This is a genomic window from Ancylomarina sp., from assembly GCF_041555295.1.
Taxonomy (GTDB): Bacteria; Bacteroidota; Bacteroidia; order Bacteroidales; family Marinifilaceae; genus Ancylomarina.
The window spans coordinates 36,671-57,718 of sequence record NZ_JBFFKR010000001.1 but is presented as its reverse complement, the minus strand read 5'-3'; the positions used below and the strand labels follow the sequence as shown (position 1 = coordinate 57,718).

The 21,048-nt window shown below is 35.3% G+C and carries 15 protein-coding genes; 7 read left to right on the top strand and 8 right to left on the bottom strand.

Annotated features, from left to right (window positions below):
- The 6 genes from ABY905_RS00260 to ABY905_RS00235 form a co-directional block, all read right to left on the bottom strand.
- Nucleotides 1-3,222 (bottom strand): cadherin-like domain-containing protein (locus tag ABY905_RS00260; RefSeq protein ID WP_372639409.1); only part of this gene is annotated, 3,222 nt, incomplete at its 3' end.
- Between the two features lie 59 nt (nucleotides 3,223-3,281).
- Complete coding sequence (locus ABY905_RS00255) at nucleotides 3,282-4,442, bottom strand: ABC transporter substrate-binding protein (RefSeq protein ID WP_372639408.1); 1,161 nt, start codon at nucleotides 4,440-4,442, stop codon at nucleotides 3,282-3,284.
- Nucleotides 4,443-4,525: 83 nt separating this feature from the next.
- On the bottom strand, nucleotides 4,526-5,110 hold the full coding sequence (locus ABY905_RS00250; RefSeq protein WP_372639407.1) for a phage tail protein: 585 nt from the start codon (nucleotides 5,108-5,110) through the stop codon (nucleotides 4,526-4,528).
- Nucleotides 5,111-6,288: 1,178 nt separating this feature from the next.
- Complete coding sequence (locus ABY905_RS00245; protein ID WP_372639406.1) at nucleotides 6,289-6,534, bottom strand: hypothetical protein; 246 nt, start codon at nucleotides 6,532-6,534, stop codon at nucleotides 6,289-6,291.
- A gap of 45 nt (nucleotides 6,535-6,579) precedes the next feature.
- Nucleotides 6,580-7,392 (bottom strand): FKBP-type peptidyl-prolyl cis-trans isomerase, encoded by an 813-nt coding sequence (locus tag ABY905_RS00240; protein WP_372639405.1) that lies wholly within the window; start codon nucleotides 7,390-7,392, stop codon nucleotides 6,580-6,582.
- A 71-nt stretch (nucleotides 7,393-7,463) separates the two neighbouring features.
- On the bottom strand, nucleotides 7,464-7,910 hold the full coding sequence (locus ABY905_RS00235; protein WP_372639404.1) for a hypothetical protein: 447 nt from the start codon (nucleotides 7,908-7,910) through the stop codon (nucleotides 7,464-7,466).
- Nucleotides 7,911-8,204: 294 nt separating this feature from the next.
- Here ABY905_RS00235 and ABY905_RS00230 point away from each other — a divergent pair, with 294 nt between their 5' ends.
- On the top strand, nucleotides 8,205-10,574 hold the full coding sequence (locus ABY905_RS00230) for a cache domain-containing protein (protein WP_372639403.1): 2,370 nt from the start codon (nucleotides 8,205-8,207) through the stop codon (nucleotides 10,572-10,574).
- 93 nt (nucleotides 10,575-10,667) lie between these two features.
- Here ABY905_RS00230 and ABY905_RS00225 read toward each other — a convergent pair whose 3' ends face one another.
- Entirely contained in the window at nucleotides 10,668-11,708 is a 1,041-nt protein-coding gene (locus tag ABY905_RS00225; protein WP_372639402.1) for a hypothetical protein, read from the bottom strand.
- Nucleotides 11,709-11,929: 221 nt separating this feature from the next.
- Between ABY905_RS00225 and ABY905_RS00220 the strand changes: the two genes are divergently transcribed.
- The 6 genes from ABY905_RS00220 to ABY905_RS00195 all read left to right on the top strand — a co-directional run bounded on the left by ABY905_RS00220 (nucleotide 11,930) and on the right by ABY905_RS00195 (nucleotide 19,843).
- Nucleotides 11,930-15,685, top strand: coding sequence for a response regulator (locus ABY905_RS00220; protein WP_372639401.1), 3,756 nt, complete (start codon nucleotides 11,930-11,932; stop codon nucleotides 15,683-15,685).
- Nucleotides 15,686-15,688: 3 nt separating this feature from the next.
- Nucleotides 15,689-17,281: a response regulator gene (locus tag ABY905_RS00215; protein ID WP_372639400.1), complete on the top strand. Its 1,593-nt coding sequence runs from the start codon at nucleotides 15,689-15,691 to the stop codon at nucleotides 17,279-17,281.
- A 1-nt stretch (nucleotide 17,282) separates the two neighbouring features.
- Nucleotides 17,283-18,149, top strand: a complete 867-nt coding sequence (locus tag ABY905_RS00210; RefSeq protein ID WP_372639399.1) for a protein-glutamate O-methyltransferase CheR — start codon at nucleotides 17,283-17,285, stop codon at nucleotides 18,147-18,149.
- Nucleotides 18,134-18,703 (top strand): chemotaxis protein CheB, encoded by a 570-nt coding sequence (locus ABY905_RS00205; protein ID WP_372639398.1) that lies wholly within the window; start codon nucleotides 18,134-18,136, stop codon nucleotides 18,701-18,703. Before ABY905_RS00210 ends, ABY905_RS00205 begins: the two co-directional genes overlap by 16 nt.
- Before the next feature lie 63 nt (nucleotides 18,704-18,766).
- Complete coding sequence (locus tag ABY905_RS00200; protein ID WP_372639397.1) at nucleotides 18,767-19,309, top strand: class IV adenylate cyclase; 543 nt, start codon at nucleotides 18,767-18,769, stop codon at nucleotides 19,307-19,309.
- Nucleotides 19,310-19,393: 84 nt separating this feature from the next.
- A complete protein-coding gene (locus tag ABY905_RS00195; RefSeq protein ID WP_372639396.1) occupies nucleotides 19,394-19,843 on the top strand; it encodes a hypothetical protein in 450 nt (149 codons plus the stop codon).
- A gap of 57 nt (nucleotides 19,844-19,900) precedes the next feature.
- On the opposite strand, the gene tsaD is transcribed toward ABY905_RS00195, so the two are convergent.
- Nucleotides 19,901-20,923: a tRNA (adenosine(37)-N6)-threonylcarbamoyltransferase complex transferase subunit TsaD gene (gene tsaD / locus ABY905_RS00190; protein ID WP_372639395.1), complete on the bottom strand. Its 1,023-nt coding sequence runs from the start codon at nucleotides 20,921-20,923 to the stop codon at nucleotides 19,901-19,903.
- Nucleotides 20,924-21,048: the final 125 nt, after the last annotated feature.

Below are 21,048 nucleotides of genomic sequence, written 5' to 3'. Positions count from 1 at the left end.
TGGCAATGCCAGTGTGGGCAACTGACTTATATTGTCATAGGTCAAACCTGCAGATGTTATCGATGCAACTGCATTCAGAAGCACATCCTGATACTCCAGGCTAACAGAGTAGATTGCACCATCAACAAGGGCATCATTGCCATCGGTGGTTACACTGGCGACATTGGCATTGGAAGACAGATCCGTTCCATCGAGTGTAGTTATATGTTGAGTAGCCGATTCGAATCCGGTAGCAAAAGTAAGAACATGCGGTGCAGACGCATCGGCAGTTCCACCTGTACGCATAAAGGTCATTTTAAGCGTACCAGGGCTTGCAGCCTCGGGAAGGCTGAAATCGACATTCAAATCACTGTTATCTGTTGATGAAGTAGCTGGTAAAGTCAATGAAGCTATTTGAGTATAATTTGTTACAACAAAGGAAAATGTCTGATTGGTCAACTCATTACCATGTTCATCTGAGACTTTAAAAACAAAACTGTCAGTGTCAGTATTTGTGCCATCGTGGGCATAAGTTATAATACCAGCTGTAAGATCAGCCTGTGTAAAAGTTCCATTTTCATTCACAATGGAACCAGATTTCTTTAAGGCACCATTCGAAGTATTGGTGGTCACTGTAAAAATCAATATTGCATCATTATCATCGGCATCAGTAGCACTTAAGTGTGAGACTGAACTTAGAGTAGCACTTGCTGCCTCATCAATATTGAGGGTACTGTTTGTAGTGAGGGTAGGTGAATAATCATCATCAAGTATTGTTGCTGTAACTTGTTGCGTACCATCTTCTGTACCATTGGTCACAGTCACAACATCAATTATAATACTTTCGTTATCTTCATCCAAAGCATCACTAACAGAAGAAAGTTGTATGGAGTTAGATGTATTACCCGCTGATATTATTATAGATGATGCAGGTAAAGTATAATCGGTAGCTGAACCTGTTGCTGTTCCTGAAAAAAGAAGATTTACTGTTACATCTTTATTAAAACTGTTAGATAATGTTGCTTTTAGATTTGTTGTTCCAGAGCTTTCTGCTATGGAAGAAGAAGGATCTAAACTAAGCGTTACCGTAGGTGCTGAAGAAACTGTTAATGTAGCAGTGTAAATTGAGGCACTATAGGTAATACCATCGTTCACAACAAATTCAAAATAACTGCTTATTCCATCAGTATTTAAATATTGTAAGTTCCCATTATCTAAATTAGCCTTGCTAACATTTGCTCCATTAGCTAATTCCTCTCCAGCATCATAATCATCTCCATTATCGGCATCAAGATATAATATACCATTCTCAGGTACCCAATTAAAAGTAATCTTAACCAGAGCATTACCATCAACATCTGAATAAGCAAAATTTCCTGTAGAAAAAACATAGGGTGTTCCTTCATATATTGTTGTTGCTGAAAAATTACTTGCTGTGGGTTTATCGTTAACGGCAGTGATATCAACATTAACTGTTCCTAAAGAAACATCTGTTCCTCCACCTGTTCCAGTATAACCTCCATCATTAGCCGATACACTTAAAGTAGCAGCATCGTTACCATTTATATTACTAGCCCCAGTATATTTAATATTCGATGCAATATTTAAATAAGTATCAATATTGGCAACTGTTCCGGTTAAAGTAAGCGTACCTGTACCTGAACCTCCAATAGTGACTGAACCTCCTGTACTAGCAGAAAGTGTACCTGTCGATGTCGTAATAGTTAATACAATACTATTTGCTCCTGCATCTACATCAGCTAAAGTGGCAGCCGAAAGATCAACATTACTTGCAATATCTTCCGTAACTGTAATATCGGTAGGTAAACCTGAAATGGTTGGATCATCATTAACAGCAGTAACACCAATTGTACGTTGAACAGTTTTACTGGCAAGAACTGCATCTAAAGCGGAAATAGTTATCCACCGCTCGGAAGTTCCTGGGTTATCAGACGTATTCCTATATCGTATAGATCTAAACACTTGCTGCACAATGGCATTTGTAGCATCAGAATCAAATCCGATAGCGAGTTGCGTTCCCCCTGTCGCTACTCCTCCACTGGGAACTAAATCACCTACGTCAGTGCCATTAGCAAATATATTGGCTCCGCTAATGGTAATTGCTATTCCATCACCATCTGTGTCACTAACACTAATTTCATCTGATGAATCAATATAAGAGTTTAGTTCTATAGCTAGTTGTCCACCGTTCCAATCGGCATCACCGTCAGGATCGGTTACTGTTGCAGCAGCATCAATTTGAATAGCTGCATTATTTTCGGTATAAGATAAAACAGATCCGTCAATTGAAATAACGGGAGTATCATTAACAGCAGTGATATCAAAGCTAACGCTCGCTGTATTGGAATCGTCTGTTCCATCGTTTGTAGTAAAAGAAATTGTAGCAGCATTAGTGCCACTTAGGTTAGGAGTAGGAGTAAATGTAGCAGCATCCAAAGCTGTATTAATTGCAGCCAGTGTACCTGAAGCCGTAAAACTAGCTGATCCATTTCCATTGCCACCAAATGTAATGCCAGTAGTTCCCGTAGTAAGCGTTCCTCCGGTTATTGTAAATGTAAGCGTCTGGTCATCTCCATCAGTATCTGCTACTTGAATGTTATCTGCCAAAGCAACATTTGTATCATCTTCGCTTACGCTTGGGGCACTAAGTGCTGTAGCCGTGGGGGCGGCATTGGCTGCACCTAAAGTGTACGCAAAATCATCAATCTCAATTATGATTTCAGTCCCTTCAAACCGAAGTTCATCAACCCCTGTAAAATTTAGTGTCTGTATTCCTGAAAAACCAGCGGAAACCGTCACCGTCTGACCTGTGGTGGCGTTATCATTATATCCTGTAATAATTACGTCGTCAAAATCTGAAAAGATCCAAAGACTTGTTGCGGTAAAAGAAGCCCCATCAGTCTTTTTTATCTTAAATGTTTTTACGAAAGTTGCGTCTGCTCCTGTAACTCCTAAATCTGAAGTTCCACTTTCACTCCAAACTACCCACCAATACAGATCTACGTCTGTTTCTTGTCCATCCAATTCCGTAATTTGGTATGTAAAGTCTCCATATTCATATGCAGTCATCCCATTTACAATAGATTCATCAGGAGATGTTCCTACACCAGAATAGTTTTCTGTAGTCTGTCCAAAACTTAAACTACCAGATAGGAATAAAAATATCGCCAATAAATATCTGACATTTCGAAAAAATGGGTAATGGGTAGAAGTTGCTTTCATAATTTAGGGTTTAGGAATACTCTGAATTGTTGAATTATATATTAAGAAAATAGATCAACTTACACGCACATGTAGGGATTTAGCCAGCCACTGACATTCTCTTTATGAATCCTTTCGTAGGTTTCATGATTGTACTGCATGGCTATTCCTTGTTCAATAACGATCTTGGTCACGGTGTTAGCGTGAAACCCAATCTTTTCGATATCTATAAGGGGAGTGGCATATTCTGAATTCAGGAAAAAGGAACGTTTGCCTCTAGGTCCTTCAATGGTTTCAGTTTTGAGTCTTTTTTTAATCTCAGGCCAGTCTCTTTTTTGGAAATCAGGTATCAATTTCTCAAACAAAAGACCTGTTTCATAACCCAAAAGGGTGTAAAAATCGGGTTTTTGTCCTGCAAATTGGTTCACCTTTTGTTTGAATTGAAGATTGGCCTGTTCTTTTGAATGATAGTTCCACATGGATGCCGAATAGAATTTCAGATCCAGATTACTCACTTGCTTCAGTATTTCATCGGAGGCCATATGAGCGCTTACAATAAGGGGAATCTGTTTGTTTAAACCCGATTTGCAGAATTCATCGTAGAATTCGAGGGCTTCGTTACCACAAAAAAGAGCATGTATAAATGAGGGCTTTTCTTTTTTGAGTTGTTGAAATAGTTCCTGAATTTGTCCTTTCACTTGCGAACCTTCAGGCTTATAATTGAGTACATGAAAATCCAATTCACTGGCGCCCGCCATTACAGCCCCTTGTCGAAAAGCAGATTGCAGATGGTAACCACTATCGTATATGGGGGTAATAACTGTACCTTTATCACCAAACTGTTTATGAGCCCAATCTCCTAGGGCAAATTGTGACTGCCACATCTGGAAACTGTTAAAGAACACATTGTCTGATATATGATGGGTATAAGGGATATATTCTCCTGCATCGAAGAAGAAACCTACCTTTTGCCTGCTTTCGATATGGGGAATAATAGAAGGCAGAACTTTATAACTGACGAATCCAGCAAGGATATCCACCTGATGGAAATGCAACAACTTATTTGCTGCTTCGATGATTATCTTATCCCCTCCCTGTCCGATATACTCAGGTATTATCTGAAAAACAGAATGATATTTTTCAGGAATGGCAGAATAAAAGCCAGAGATAAGGCTGGGAGTCATCTCGGGATAAATGGAGGAATAGGGTGTCAGAAAACCTATCTTGATATTTTTAATCATAAAGAAAAGAAGTTGGGGTTAACTAGGAGTAAAAAAAGGATCAAGCTAAAAAGTAGCTTGATCCCGACTTATTATTATTATTATTATGGTCTTGGTGGGAAGATTCCTTGCATACTCATAATATAATTTGTAACAGTGTAAGGTTGTCTATTCTCATGATACTGACTTAAACCTGCATTATTTACCGATATGTTACCACCGCTTGCAGACACACCATCCAAGCTAACATTAGGTACTTCTGTGTTATAAAGGGTAGCAGCATACTTTCCAGCACCTGCTCCAATTGTTTTAGCATTATTTTCGCCTGGTTTTGATTCTGTACCGGGCTGATCGCTAGCCTTAAACGATACTGAAACAGAAGAAAGAGCTGCTGCATGGGTGTGAGTAGGCATTTCGTTTTGTGTTAATTGCACCTTTTCAACCCCTCCTATTTGGCCCATAATAGTAGTGGGAATTAAACCTATTCCAGATCCATAACCAACCTGAACTCTTCCACGAAAGTCAGGTAGTTTAAAATAAGATCTACCATCACCGCCATAAGTTGTTCCAAGTAATGAATAAAGTGCAGGATTGTCGTTAATAGAAATAGTTTGGCCCCAACATAAAGCCCAATAGTTAGGCGCCCACTTTAGGGGCCAGATCCCAATAAAAGAAAGAAATGCTTCCATAGTTAAGATTTTAATTGTTAATATGATTATTGAAAAAAAAAAAAAAATCACAAACTCACAACCCACATCAAACAAGAATAATCTTAACACCCAACTTCTCTTTAACAAATTAAATATACAGTTTCCACAAACAAACTCCAAACATTGATTAACACATCTTTACACACACAAAAGAAAAAAATAGCTAAAAATCATGAAACATCACAACAATAAGCTAGAACAAAACCAATCATCTCAGTAAATACTTAACATGATGATTTATTAACACAACAAAAACACTACGATTAATTAACTATAAAAACAGCAATACCCTTTTATAAATACACAAGCTGTTCTACATGATATGAGACGACAGGTAAAACACGAAAATATCATTTCAAATTGGCTGTACTAGAGATTTTCTCATTGGGTAAAATGATTAAAGTAAAATCCAAACTCTTTTTCTGCGATCATCTGCATAATCGGCACTTCTCTAAGTATAGTTCCATGAATACACACAGTTCACCTCATAAAAAAGACTTCCGCTAGTCTAGAGACACACATCTGAGGAGTAAAGGAAGACTAGCGCTGGACATGTTTAAGTATAGTTCCGTTCATAAAAAAGACTCCCGCCAGTCTTGCGACACACATTTGAGACCTAAATAGTACTTACTTAGGTCTGTAGGAAGTATTCTAAGGTATAGAGATCACTTCCTCGGCTCTTAAGATGCGTATCTGAAGAAGGAATATAGCTTCCTTTAGAGCAGAACATGCACCCAACAAGAGCAGCGGAAGTCTTCCTTTAAAGCAGAGAAGCCTATAGAATCTCTTGGGGATGTACAATTGGGAGTGTGAAAAACATTCTGAAGACTAAAAAGACTTTCCGCCAGACTTAAGATACATCTCCCAAGAGCTCAAAACACATTCTCTACTCTGTAGATACATCTCGCAAGACCAGCGGAAGACTTCTCCACGAGTCGAAAAGCTTAAAATATCTATTGAGTCTGTATAATCTCAAGAGATGAGGTAGTCAATTTCTTGTGCTGAGAAGTAGGACAACCTGAGCCAAGGGAGTGCTAAACAAGTATAGGTTCATACTAAAACTAGTATGTTTATTAATACTGCAAATTCTTCGGGAAACTTTCACAAAAAAAAAGCCGCAACCTTACGATCGCAGCTTTATCCTTTATCCTTTGTATCTACTCTTCAGGTATACTCTTATTAAATGCTTCAATCAAAGCAAGGGCTTTCTCTTTATCTCTCGCAAAAATTTCGACTCCAACAGGATCAACACCACCTGCAGCCACATAAAAGGGTGCAATACTTCCCATCATCTGGTTAGTCATGCTTGCAATAATGCCATTATCGTTTAAAATATCCTTAATAATTTCAGAATTAATAGGGTTTCCTCTGTAAATTTCAATTAAGTCTGTATCCTTTTCCATGGTCGATGTCCTTTAATTTTAAAAAATTCTAATTACTATTCACAACTACTTTAGCGAAGGTTTCGCATTCATCTCAACCAACTTATCAGTAAATTCCTTATTTGTTGGCTCTTTACCAATTAGCACCTCCAAGTTCTCTTTCGCTTCTTTAAATTCGCCTAAGTTTTCCAAGGAAAGCACCATTTTGTACCAAAGCTTATTATCATTTGTAGCATCGGCAAAGCAAGCTGCCACTTCGGCTGCTTTCTTGTGCTGATTGGCTTTACTCAATTTGTCCCACAATCTATACAAATGATCTTGCCCTCTGTGGAATTTATTAGAATCGGCCGATGTTGTTATTTCTTTATATTTTTCCATTACAGCTTTCTCGCCACCAATTTCAATTGCTTTAAGTAGCGTATCAGCCATTATGCCTTTAGGCTCATCAACCCTTACCACTATAAACTTGTCGTAAACCAAAGTCGCATGAGGTGGAATAATATCTCCAGCGCCTTTAGCGCCATAAGCCAAGGAGTCCGGTAGAATCGCAATCACCTCATCACCTTCTCTAAGCAACATACTCATTTCTGTAAAACCTTTAATCAATCTGGTATACCCTGCTATATAAGTAAATAAAGAATCAGGCTGATCAGCACTAGTCCAAACCACATCATCGCCTACTTTTAAACTAAGATAGGTCGCCATTTCAGACCCAGCCTCAACTTTTCTACCCTTACCCATTTTCTCGTAATAGTATTGCAAACCACTTGCTGTTCGGATGGTATCACCCAAAACAATTTCACACTCATTCGACTTAGGCCCAGTGCATGAACTCAAAGCAATAGTGGCTAGTAGTATCAATAGATAAATCTGTCTCATTCTGAATTCGTTTTGTATTAGAAGTAATAAAGAGGAAAGATACATGCATTCTCACTTTTCTCCCTTACAATTTAGCCTAAGTTCTCTTTCAACTCTTTCAGAACACGATATAAAGCTTTCTTTTGATCTTGCGTAAAAATTGAAAAATCGTAGAGACTGTATTTTTGATCTTTAGTAACAAACTCAACCTTATTTTTCTCTATAATAAGATCGTATAAATTCTCAACTTCAAGATTCCTGGCTCGTTGTGAAACGTTTTTAAAGGTAACATTCTGAGGATTAATACAAATTGAATTAGATTCTTTAATCATATTCTTACCATAAGCAGCTATAAGGAAACTCAAAATACCACCAGCAAGAAAAATCATATAAAATCGAGACATAGGGTATTCCACAAGAAAGATCCCAACTGAGCCTACAAGCATTTCGACGATTCCCAACGAATAATAAGTCTTCCTTTTTGTTGAAGAAAAAGGTCTGCAGGCATTAAAACTCAATTCAAAATTTGTTGCATTCATAATTAGAGATTAATATTAGACACATCAAATTTATGAAAAACAAAATAACAGTCAAACTTTACGTAAAACTTAGATTACACCCAAAAACTAAACAAAACCTTTCCTTCTCTTATAAAAGTTAAAAGCTACATAATAAACAAGATATGGAATAGAGAACCTCTAGAGTATACACGCAGAAAGCTGACATAAATAAACAGGCTTATTTACACTGATTCTTTTTCCAAATAAACAGACAATTCGTTAATAATAATTGTATTTTAGTAGCTGATCAATTGCAAACCCTTATTATTCCCTATGCTAAAACGAAAAGCCCTATCTATACCGCAAACCTTTCTTTTATACATTGTTGTATTCTTTGCTATTTCGGCAATTGTAACAAGTAGTCTCTTCCTTTATTTCGAATACAAAACTTTCGAAAAACAAAGCAAGGAGAGTAAACAAGCCCATGTAGAAGCTCAAAAGCAATTGATTAAAAACGAGGTTGATCAAGTCATTGAACACATAAACATTAGCCGAGATATTAGAATCAATAAAATTAACGAATACTTAACCTATCGAGTTGATCAGGCCTATGTTTTAGCCGAAAATATATACAAAAAGAATAAACACATATACAGCAAGCAAGCTATCACACAAATCATTAGAGAAGCATTACGACCATTAAGATCAGAAGAAATCAGAGGTGACTACTTTATCCTTAATACAAATGGTGAAGAGATGCTATACCCCGCACATCCTGAATTTGAAGGCACCAATTTCTTAAAACTTAAAGATTCACCAGAAAAAGCAATCGTTCAGGAAGAAATAAGAATTGCAACTCAATATGGGCAGGGCTTTATTCGAGAAAAATCAACAAATTTAACGACCGATAAGTCATTTACCTCCCCATCAGTAATCTATGTTCGTTTATTTAAACCGCTCAATATTATTATTGGTACAGGCGAATACATTCCTGATATTGAAGGAGACATAAAAAAAGAGGCAATTCAATACATCAAGAACATACAATATGGTGTTAATCAACAAATTTTCATTAACGATACTGATGGAAATGTAGTTCTCTCAAACACGAAACACTACAGTAATGGGGAAAACATACTTAAATTAAAGGATGCTAAAGGCTTTGAAATAATTAAAGCTGAAATTGAAGCATCAAAAATGCCTGATGGCGGATTCACTAATTTTGACTGGCTTAACGAGGATAATAATCAAATTGATAAAAACATCTCCTATGTAAAGGGATACACCAAATGGAACTGGGTTGTAGGCGCTTGGTTCGATCTTTCACTTATAGAAGCAGATATAAACAGTAGCATTCAACAAATGCAAAATGCTCAAATTAAAAAGGCAACAAACATACTAATACTTATCATTCTTATCCATTTAATCTTAATTCTGATATTCAGATATGTAACTCATAAAACCAAAAAGAATACTGCAACCTTTATTCGCTTACTAAAGAAAGCGATCCAGTCGAATTCTAATATTGACAAAACAAAATTAAACTACTCTGAATTCCACGCAATTGCAGACGCAACCAATAAAATCATAGAGAATAAACTTATTGCAGATGAAGAACTCAAGAAGAGTGAACTGCAATTTAAATCCCTTTTCGAAATAGCGCCTATCATGATATTTGGCTTAGGCAAAGACGGTGAAATTGCCCTTTGGAATAAAGAATGTGAACGAGCTACAGGTTATACATTGGATGAAGTAAAAACCATGGATAATCCTTTTGAAAAGCTTATAAAAAACAAAGAGGAATATAATCACGTTAAAAATAATTTCTCTAATCCAAGTGGTCAGTTTAATGAATTTACTATCACCAATAAGAATCAAGAACAGAGAAACCAATTTTGGGCTGGGTTTACAACACCTTCAAATTTAACAATTGCTGTTGGTTACGATACTACAGAACTCAAAAAAACACTGACCGAGCTTAATGTCACTGCTGATAAATTGCAAGAAGCAAATCTGACAAAGGATAAGTTTCTTTCTATTATTGCCCACGATCTAAAAAACCCATTCAATGCCATTATTGGTTTTTCAAACATCTTGTGCACAAGCTACAATGAGTTCGACGACGAAACAAAACTAGAATTAATCAAAGATATTCAACATTCAGCAAGATTAAACTTTAACCTTTTAGAAAAAATGTTGGAATGGGCTATGAGTCAGTCTGATCAAATTCCTTTTCATCCTGAACATCTCAATCTTCAAGAAATCATTCAAGATTCAATTTCTTTCGCCTCATATCAAGCCAGTCAGAAAAAAATAGAATTGAAGATTTTAGATTGTTCAAACATGAAGATTTTTGCAGATGATAATATGCTAACCAGCCTTCTCAGAAACTTGATTTCTAATGCAATCAAATTCACGCCTGAAAATGGTACCATAAGTATTTATTCAGAAGACCGTCCAACCGACATTAAACTCTCTATAAAGGATACTGGTGTTGGCATGAGTGCTGATAATATTGCCAAACTATTCCGAATAGATACCAAGGTTCAAACCGTTGGAACCAAAGAAGAAAAAGGAACTGGACTTGGTTTACTTATTTGTAAGGAGTTTGTTGATAAGCATCAAGGGGAAATATGGGTTGAAAGCGAACTCGAACAAGGCTGTGTGTTTATTATGACATTCCCTAAGCAAGTTCTAAATTAAGAATAAACGTTTATAGAATCAAAAGCAAAAAAAACGCAAGGATTGATATGGTCAATACCTTGCGTTTTTTTTATTCATCGCTAATATTTTGAATTAACGCTCAAGCATTGCTTCGAAAGTCTTAACCAGATCTTTAAAATTTGGATATATTTTCTCTGCATTTTCTATTGTCTGATCCTTTAAGAGATTCTTAAGCTTATCTTTTCCTCCTTTATGAATGAGGAAATCGATAAATGCACCACCCATAGGGTAAGATAAATCTCTTTCATACTGCGTTGGTGATTCCCACAGTTCCAGCAAATGAAACTCTTTTTTAGGTGATACTTTTCTAGCTTGATCCATTTTGTTTCGGGATGTTTGATCAAAATACACACAAATCCCTTCATTTATCAATTTTGTTTTCTTCTTAGGTTGAATAGCAATATCACAAAGAATATGGCAAATTTCATGTCCCTTAGTTTGTTTATACCATGCATTTATAATCTTTCTTTCCGAATTAGCAAAGCCCAAAGGTCTACCAAACAAATCGTATGCCTCTTCCCTATCCTTCCAAACAAAGAAATCAATTTTCTTAGGCAAAACTGTCTTGAAAAACTTATTAACATCCAGATAAGCATCTTCGTGTTGCTTCATATAATTTTCTACATTCTCAATAATTGATTCATCCTGAAAATGAAAACGAATATGATCTGTTTCACGAACCTTCCATTTTTGAAAAAATTTGTTCTCTTGAAAACGCATCAATTGATTATGAGCAAAACGAGTACAATTTCGAGTAGCCTTCATATCCATAGCCTTTCTCAAATTCTCTACCCCAATTTTCACCTGTCCAGTATGATAATAAGCCTTACCTAATTCTGCCATGCTCCACGATATTGTAGAAGGCAGTGCAGTTTTATCATCTAAAGCTTTCTTCAAAAGGGGTATAGCAGTCTGATACTTCCCTATAGCCACATTAGCTCTACCAACAATCATATTAATAATCACATCATCAGGTGATTGCTCAAGTTTCAGCATCCCTTTTTCAATTACTTTTTCGAATTCACCTTTTAAATATAGCTTACTTAAATCTTTATGTTGAGCTGAAAGCAAAAGGCTAAAAGATAAGAAGATGATTAACAAAATATGCTTCATGATTTTATTGTTTTTTTTCGTTTTTGAATGAAGATATAAAGCTACAGTTAAATATATATTGAGCAATATATTTTTTATAAAAATCCTAAAAGATGAATAATTAACAATTTAACCTATTTTTCAAAGCTATTCGTGTAAGTAAATAGTTAGTTCATTTTATTTTATTACTATTTTTGCGCATCTTTAAGAGTCCATTTATACAACAAACACTGACGACTATCATGAACTTGCCAATATCTAAGTTTAAAGATTGGAAAATAAAATCACGTTTATTCCTTTTAACAATTGTTTCAGTTACAAGTATAATTCTACTTGGCTTACTGGCAAATTTCTTTTTCCAATCAAGTCGAGTATTGACTCTTTTCATGAATGCAGATCGTATTCACAATAATACTTTCAGTAGTGGTATTCAAGATTACTATAAATATATCCATACTGGTGACGAGGCATTATACACATCAGCACTTAATGATATTAAGGCTGCTAACTTTATGGCATATAATTTCTCGAAAATTGATGAACACCTTCAAGATTTATCGAAGAAAGAATTCACCAAATTATTCTACAGTTCTTTCCCTACAATACAACAACCTAATGAAGATCTTGTCAATACTTTCTACAACAGGTTAAAGCTCCTTAGTAAATATGCCCCTCATAAACTGGAAGAGAATCAGGCAATTGCTAAAAATGGCTATCAAATTGGCTTAAGTATTCAGAAACATATCGAAAATCATAAAGAGGGTATCGTCAATAAAGAACTTCTTAACGATATTAATAGATTAAAGAACCACTTTGGAGACTTTGCCAGAGAAACGGATCAATTATCAAACAAAGTAAACAAAGCTCTGATATATGTCATTAGCTTTTTTATATTCCTTATCGCAGTTTTCATATCGAGCATATCATATATCATCAACAGATCGATATCAAAACCTGTTGCTACTTTAGTGAAAAATTTTAATCTTCTAAACAAAGGGATTCCTCAAAAACGATTGAGCTTGAAGAGTAATAGTGAACTTGGTGTTTTGACACAATCTTTTAACGAAATTCAATTTGGCTTTTCACGTATTATTCACAATATTCAAAAAGTAGCTGAAGGTAACTACAGTGTTAAACTTAAGCCTCGCTCTAAAGTTGATGAGTTTACACATACCTTCAATAAGATTATTGACCAACTTGAAGCGGCACACCAAAGGAATAAAGAAACCAATTGGTTCCGCACAGGAATGAATCAACTTAACGAGAAATTACGTGGCGATCAGGAAACGACTGAAGTTTCAGGTAACGCTCTTGAATTTACAATCAACTTCCTTAATGCTGAACTGGGTGCTTTATATCTTTATGATGAAATTAATGAAGCGTTTAATCTTGTTGCATCACATGGTTTACCCGACAAGAATCAGTTTAAATTCATAAAAAAAGGGCATGGTTTGATTGGATCAATGTCCGAAAGTAGAGAAATCAAACACATTAAAGATCTTCCAAAAGATTATTTCACCATTTTCTCAGGAACTGGAGAGATTAGTCCTAAAGAAATCATATTGATACCTCTCCTTTTTAATAATCGCCTATGGGGCGTAATGGAATTGGCTTCAATTCGCGAGTTCAAGCCTCATAAAATTAGTTTCCTTGACAATGCCAATGAAACAATAACTGTAAATATTGCTTCCTCAATTGCTCGTGAACGTCTTGAAAGTTTATTAATGACAACTCAGGATCAAGCCAAAGAGCTTCAGGTTCAACAAGAAGAATTAAGAGTGGCCAACGAAGAACTTGAAGAGCACACCAAAATATTAACCGAAAACGAAAAGAAACTTCAGGTTCAACAAGAAGAATTAAGAGTGGCCAATGAAGAATTGGAGGAGCGTACCAATCAATTGGAGCTTCAAAAAGATGAGATTATACAAAAAAACCTCAACCTATCTCAAACTCATACTGAACTTGAATTAAAGGCTACAGAGCTTGAACAAACAAATCGATACAAGTCTGACTTCTTAGCAAATATGTCACATGAGTTACGTACACCTTTGAATTCTTTATTGATTCTATCGGGGATGCTTACTAAGAACAAAAAGGGTAACCTAAACAAATCTGATATTGAATCTGCTGAAATAATTCACAAAAGCGGTAAGGATCTTTTACAGCTAATCAATGAGGTTCTTGATTTGTCAAAAATTGAAGCAGGTAAAATGAATATTGAATTTGCTCCTACCAATGCAGCAGATATCAAACATGAAATCATGCTCGATTTTAAACACCAGGCAGAAAAGAAAAAATTAGAGCTTTCAGTTGAGATTTCAAAGGATATACCAACTTCATTTGTTAGTGATAGATTAAGATTATCACAAATCATCAAGAACTTACTTTCAAATGCCCTAAAATTCACGGCAAAAGGAAGTATTACTGTCTCTTTTAATAAGCATGATGAAAAGCTAGCACTTAGACGAAATGATCTTGATCCATCGCAAGCTCTTTCCATTTCGATAACAGATACTGGAGTCGGTATTCATGATGACAAGAAAGAAGCCATTTTTGAAGCGTTCCAACAAGCAGATAGTAGTACATCAAGAAAATATGGTGGAACAGGCTTAGGCCTATCTATCTCAAAGGAATTAGCCTTTATGCTAGGTGGTGAAATTCACTTAGAGAGTAAGATTAATCAAGGCTCAACATTTACAGTTATTATCCCTATTGAACCCAATCAAGGCTCTTTAGATTGTGCAGACGGAATTGCCGCACCTACTAAAGTTGAACTTCCTAAAACTGTAGAAGTAAACACTGAAGATATTACAAAATACATTGATGATGACAGAGATCGGTTCCAAACAAAAGCTATGGTACTTCTAATTCATCCAGAAAAAAAGAAAGCAGAAAAACTTCTAGATCTTATTCATAAAAATGATTTTCAAGCCGTAGCTGCTTCCGATATAAAGTCCGCTATGCCTTTGGTAGAGAAATACCAACCTACTTCTATCATTATTGCTTCCAAACTTTTATTAACGAATGGTGACGAACAGTTAGCAAAATTAAAAGAAAACCCACTGACATCTAATTTGCCTCTTCATATCGTCTCTCCAATAGATGGGCTGAAAAATGATAAAAAAGAACTGCTAACTACTGTAAATGCCATTGATTTTGATTCGGCAATGAACAAAATTAACAGACAAATTTTCTCTGATTCAAAACATATATTGATCGTCGAAGACAGTGCCTTAACAAGAAAAGTAATTCACACTTTACTACAGCAAACCCATGCACAGATTGATGAAGCTGAAAGTGGTTCTGCCGCACTAGAACAGATAAAAAACAAACAATATGATTGCGTCATTCTTGATTTAGGTTTACCTGATTTTTCGGGGCATGAATTATTGCAAAAATTATCAAAACTAGACATTACGATTCCTAACACGATCATCTATACAGGGAAAGAACTCTCACGAGAAGAACATCGTGAGCTAAGCAAATACACAAATGCTATAATTCTTAAGGGAATCAAATCAGATGTTCGTCTAATGGACGAAGTCACTCTCTTCTTACATCATGTCGCAATTAAAAACCCTCAAGTTCTTGCAAAAACAATAGGTGAAATTGATGAATCCATTTTTAAGGGTAAAAAGATATTAGTTGTTGACGATGAGATTAGAAACATATTTGCCCTAGGCAAAATACTTGAAGATAAAGATATGGAAGTACTTGAGGCCGAGAATGGAAAAATCGCACTCGAAGTACTGAAAGAAAACAAAAATATAGATTTAGTTTTGATGGATGTTATGATGCCCGAAATGGATGGATACACAGCCATTGAGCATATCAGGAAAACTCCAGAGATTAAGAATATTCCTATTATTTGCACCACAGCCAAGGCTATGAAAGAAGACTATGATAAAGCAATACATCATGGAGCTAACGATTATCTATCGAAGCCTATTGATGAAAACAAGTTATTCTCGATGTTAAAAATTTGGTTATACAATTAAGTTATGAATAAGGATAAAATACTAATCGTAGACGATAAGGAAGAGAATTTAATCAGTCTTGAATATATTCTTAGCGATTTCGATGTTGAAATTGTCAGAGCTTTTTCTGGTGAAGAGGCATTAAAACATACACTGAAGTATGAATTCGCAATGGCAATTCTTGACGTACAAATGCCTGGTATGGATGGCTATGAAACTTTGGAACTCATGCGTCACAGAAAGAAGACTAAATACCTTCCTGTAATCTTTGTTTCTGCAATTCATCAAAGTGAATATCATATTGTAAAAGGCATAGAAACAGGAGCTGTAGACTTTATACCAAAGCCTATTATCCCGGAAGTTCTTAAAGGAAAGGTGAGTGTTTTTCTTGATCTTTATAGACAAAGAAAAGAATTAGACCTTGTTTTAAAATACCTTGAGGAGAAAAATGAAGAACTTATTTTAGCCAAAAATAAAGCGGAAGACGCCACTCAAGCTAAATCAATGTTCTTGGCTAATATGTCTCACGAAATACGTTCTCCAATGAATGGCATATTAGGCCTTTCGCGATTAATGCAAAATGAGACTGAAAACTCAGAACATCAAGATATGCTCAATGTTGTAACAACATCAGGCGAACATCTCTTACAAATCATAAATGATATTCTAGATTTCTCAAAGATAGAAGCAGGACAGATCGACCTGGAATGTATTGACTTTGATATTAGAAAATTATGTGACACGATCTATCAGCTTCTTAACTACAGAGCCGTTGAAAAAGGAATTCGTTTTAACATAGATATTGACAAAGATGTTCCACGAGTTCTTAGAGGAGATTCTTTTAGACTGAACCAGATCATCATGAACTTAACCAACAATGCGGTTAAATTCACCCTTAAAGGTGATGTTAATGTATCAATTAAATTGCTTGATAAAAACAAAGAGTGGGTATCTCTTTTATTCTCAGTAAAAGACACCGGTATTGGAATTCATGAAAAGGCACAAAAGAAATTATTCAAAGAATTCACACAATCTGACAGTTCTATCTCCAGGCAATATGGAGGAACTGGACTAGGACTTGCAATCTCAAAGAATCTAACCAATTTGATGGGTGGTAAGATTACACTTCAAAGTAAACAAGATGTAGGTTCAGAGTTCATGTTTGAACTCAAATTCGAATATAAAGAACACGAAATAACAACAGGTCCAAGCAATAATAATGAACTATCACAAGACCTCACAATTCTTGTGGCAGAAGATAACCCAATCAATCAGAAAGTCGCCGTTTTAACTCTTCGACACTTAGGTTTAACTTGTGATGTTGCTAAAAATGGCCTTGAGGCCCTGCAAATGTACAAAGAGAAGAGATATGATATCATTCTTATGGACATGCAAATGCCAGTACTTGACGGACTGAATGCTTCCGCTAAAATTAGGAGCTATGAGACAAATGAAAATATTACCAACTCAACTTATATCATTGCGCTAACTGCAAATGCCTCATCAGAAAACAAACAACAATGCCTTGATGCAGGTATGGATAATTTTTTAAGCAAGCCATTTAAAGAAGATGGTTTAAAGAGTGTTTTGAGTAAAGGAATCAAAACTGTTCATTAAAATGGCAAGCAATCTGGATAAACTTGAAAAATTTGATAATATCGACATTGAAATACCTTTGATCCTTGAAGCCATTTATCAGAAGTACGGATATGATTTTCGAAGATATTCCCGTTCTCATATTAAAAGACGATTGGTACATCGATTAGCTATCAGCAATTTGGAAAGTATCTCTCAAATGCAGGATAAGATTTTACGTTCGAAAGATTTCTTTATCGAATTACTCGAGGATTTATCCATCAATGTCACTGAAATGTTCCGTGATCCTGAATTTTATGCTTCATTTCGAGAACATGTTATTCCAAATCTAAAAACATATCCATTTATTAAAATATGGCATGCAGGTTGTTCAACGGGTGAAGAAGTCTATTCCTTTGCTATACTTTTACGAGAAGAAGGCATTCTAGACCGTTGTCAGATTTATGCTACCGATTTTAACCGAAAAGTTCTGGAAGTAGCCAAACAAGGCATATACCCTATTCGTGACATTGACCAATTTGAGAGAAATTATGCGAAATCTGGAGGAAAATCTAAGTTATCAGATTTTTACACCATGAAATATGGATCAATCAAATTGGATCAATCCTTGGTTAAAAAAGTCGTATTTGCTGATCACAACCTCGTGACAGACTCTGTTTTTGCCGAAGTAAACCTTATTATTTGTCGCAATGTTCTCATTTATTTCAATCGAGATTTGCAAAATAAGGTGATCAACTTATTCCATGAGAGTCTGTCATCTAGTGGACATTTGTGTCTGGGATCAAAGGAAAGTTTGAAATTCACAACCAATGAGAATTGTTTCTCAAATGTGGATGATAAACAAAAGATTTATAAGAAAAGCCTAAGCAAATCATGTATAAAGCTTTAGTAATAGGCACCTCTTTTGGAGGCTTAGAAGCCCTAAAGGCTATTATTCCTCTACTACCTAAGGATTTCCCTTTGGCAGTAATCGTTGTTCTCCATATTGGAGACAATCAAAACGATTCTTTTATTCGTTTTCTTAATGACATCAGCCAACTATTCGTAAAGGAGGCTGAAGAAAAAGAGCCTATTTCTCCTGGAACAGTCTACTTTGCACCACCAAACTACCATTTATTAATTGAGTGTGACGAAACCTTTGCTCTTTCAACCGATCCTAAAATCAATCATTCAAGACCCTCAATCGATGTGTTATTCGAAACGGCAGCTTGGTGCTACAAACAAAATCTTATTGGTGTTGTCCTTTCGGGCTTAAATCAGGATGGAGCCAATGGTTTACTTCAGATAAATGATTTGGGCGGAATTTGTATCGTAGAAGATCCTGAAAATGCTATCGCTAGAATCATGCCTTCAGAAGCTTATAAAATAGCAAAACCACAGTTTATTACGCCTCTTCATCAAATTGCTGACAAGATTATAGAACTTGTACTATCTCAAAACTAAACAAATCGTCTTCATATCAAATTTATATCTACTTTTGAGCCATAAATTTATTCAAAATAGACCATGCCAATAAATATAGAAATCAAAGCTCGCTGTTCCAACTTAAACAAAGTTAGAGACATCCTTAAAAGTCAAAATGCAGATTTCAAAGGTATAGATCATCAAAAAGACACCTATTTCAATTCTAACAAGGGGCGTTTAAAACTTCGTGAAGGAAATATTGAAAACAACTTGATCCATTACGAAAGAGAAAATACTCAAGGAAGTAAAGAAAGTAAATTCACACTTTATAAAACCGAGGTAGATTCTAGTCTTAAAACGATTTTAGAAAATGCGATTGGCAACAAATGCATTGTTGAGAAAGATAGAGAGATATTTTTTATTGATAATGTGAAATTCCATTTAGACACAGTCAAAAATCTAGGAACATTTATAGAAATTGAAGCTTCAAACAAAGATAATAAGCTCTCTAAGGATTCACTTCAAGAGCAATGCAATATTTATATTAAATTACTTCAAGTCAACCCAAAAGATTTCATCTCCAATTCTTATTCTGATATGATTCAACAAAATAACTTATTCTCACAAATTCTGATTGAAGAATAAATGGTTTTGTCCCGAATTCAGACAAAGGTTTTTATGTTGGTTCAATTTTAAGTAACTTGAATCAAATACTAAAAACAAACTGCCATGCTTCAATTCGAATACGATATCCGAAGTCATAAGATTAAAGCACTTAATGGTAAGAGTAAACAATTAGCCATTGGTATTGCATCTATCATCACTGCTATTGTATTATACTTTTTTGTAAGATACTTCGAGGTTATCTATCTATGTAAATATTTTGCACCATTTTTAATCATTATTGCATCGATATATACTGTCGGAATTCTATTAGGCTGTAAGTTTATGCATCCTCGTGAATATCTAAAAATAAACTCACGAAGGATAAAATATAAATATGGGTGGTTTAAAAGGCGAACAAAAATCTACCGAAAAGATGTTAAAGAATTCAAGCTTATTAATAATGAACTCATTGTATTAACGAAGGAACAAGAAGAATATCGAATTAGCCTTAAGGATTTTTCTGATGAAGCCATCATGGTTTTAAAAGGTTATCTAAATATTACAACAGACTAGAATCAATTCGAATGATATAAAAACAGCCTTGAAAAAATATTTCAAGGCTGTTTAATTTTATTTGATAGTCATTCTTGCAAAAGGAGCTGTATCCTGTTCCACAAAATCTTTTTTCAGATATTTAAAATACCCTGTTATAGCAACCATTGCAGCATTATCAAGTGAATAACCTAGCTGTGGAATATAAACTTTCCATCCCATTTTAACAGCAGCTTCCTTCATCGCATTCTGAAGACCTGAATTAGCAGAAACACCTCCAGCGATAGCAACTTCCTTAATGCCTGTTTCACGAACAGCTCTTTTTACTTTATTCATCAAGACATCAACAATCGTATATTGAATTGATGCACACAAATCATTCATATTCTCCTCAATAAAATTAGGATTCTCTTTAACTCTATCGCGAAGGAAATATAAAAATGAGGTTTTTAATCCACTAAAGCTATAATTTAGCCCTTGGATTTTTGGTTTACTAAATTCAAAAGCCAATGGATTGCCTTCCTTCGATCGCTTATCAATTATAGGTCCTCCTGGATAAGAAATTCCCATAACCTTTGCACATTTATCAAAGGCTTCGCCTGCGGCATCATCAATCGTTTCACCAATGACTTCCATGTCCATATGATCTTTCACAATGATAATTTGCGAATTGCCACCTGAAACTAAAAGTGCTAAAAAAGGAAAATTAGGATGATCGTAAGTGTTTTTTAAATCATCAATAAAGTGAGCAAGAATATGAGCTTTTAGATGATTTACCTCTATTAGAGGAATGTTCTTTGATAGAGCAAAGCCCTTAGCAAAAGAGGTACCAACCATCAAAGAACCCAGCAATCCAGGTCCTCGTGTGAAGGCAACAGCATCAATTTCATCAGCTGTCACATTGGCTTCTTTTAAAGCTTGATCAACTACCGGAATAATATTTTGCTGGTGGGCACGAGATGCCAACTCTGGCACAACTCCACCATATGCCATATGCACAGTTTGAGTGGCAGTAATGTTAGAATGAATCACACCATCGCGTAAAACCGAAGCCGACGTATCATCACATGATGATTCAATTCCTAATATCGTTATACTCATCAAATTAAAAATTAACTTAAAAACATTAAAAAAGACTATAATCACAGCTTACACTAGCTGTTTTCTATTTCTTTTTATCTAATTTTGTGCAACTGCACTCAAAAGCACAAAACTATTAAAAAATT

Coding starts and splice junctions, on each gene's coding strand:
- ABY905_RS00225 (WP_372639402.1), bottom strand. CDS start 11,708: ATGAAGCATATTTTGTTAATCATCTTCTTATCTTTTAGCCTTTTGCTT.
- ABY905_RS00235 (WP_372639404.1), bottom strand. CDS start 7,910: ATGAATGCAACAAATTTTGAATTGAGTTTTAATGCCTGCAGACCTTTT.
- ABY905_RS00200 (WP_372639397.1), top strand. CDS start 18,767: ATGCCAATAAATATAGAAATCAAAGCTCGCTGTTCCAACTTAAACAAA.
- ABY905_RS00210 (WP_372639399.1), top strand. CDS start 17,283: ATGGCAAGCAATCTGGATAAACTTGAAAAATTTGATAATATCGACATT.
- ABY905_RS00215 (WP_372639400.1), top strand. CDS start 15,689: ATGAATAAGGATAAAATACTAATCGTAGACGATAAGGAAGAGAATTTA.
- ABY905_RS00195 (WP_372639396.1), top strand. CDS start 19,394: ATGCTTCAATTCGAATACGATATCCGAAGTCATAAGATTAAAGCACTT.
- tsaD (WP_372639395.1), bottom strand. CDS start 20,923: ATGAGTATAACGATATTAGGAATTGAATCATCATGTGATGATACGTCG.
- ABY905_RS00240 (WP_372639405.1), bottom strand. CDS start 7,392: ATGAGACAGATTTATCTATTGATACTACTAGCCACTATTGCTTTGAGT.
- ABY905_RS00255 (WP_372639408.1), bottom strand. CDS start 4,442: ATGATTAAAAATATCAAGATAGGTTTTCTGACACCCTATTCCTCCATT.
- ABY905_RS00230 (WP_372639403.1), top strand. CDS start 8,205: ATGCTAAAACGAAAAGCCCTATCTATACCGCAAACCTTTCTTTTATAC.
- ABY905_RS00245 (WP_372639406.1), bottom strand. CDS start 6,534: ATGGAAAAGGATACAGACTTAATTGAAATTTACAGAGGAAACCCTATT.
- ABY905_RS00220 (WP_372639401.1), top strand. CDS start 11,930: ATGAACTTGCCAATATCTAAGTTTAAAGATTGGAAAATAAAATCACGT.
- ABY905_RS00205 (WP_372639398.1), top strand. CDS start 18,134: ATGTATAAAGCTTTAGTAATAGGCACCTCTTTTGGAGGCTTAGAAGCC.
- ABY905_RS00250 (WP_372639407.1), bottom strand. CDS start 5,110: ATGGAAGCATTTCTTTCTTTTATTGGGATCTGGCCCCTAAAGTGGGCG.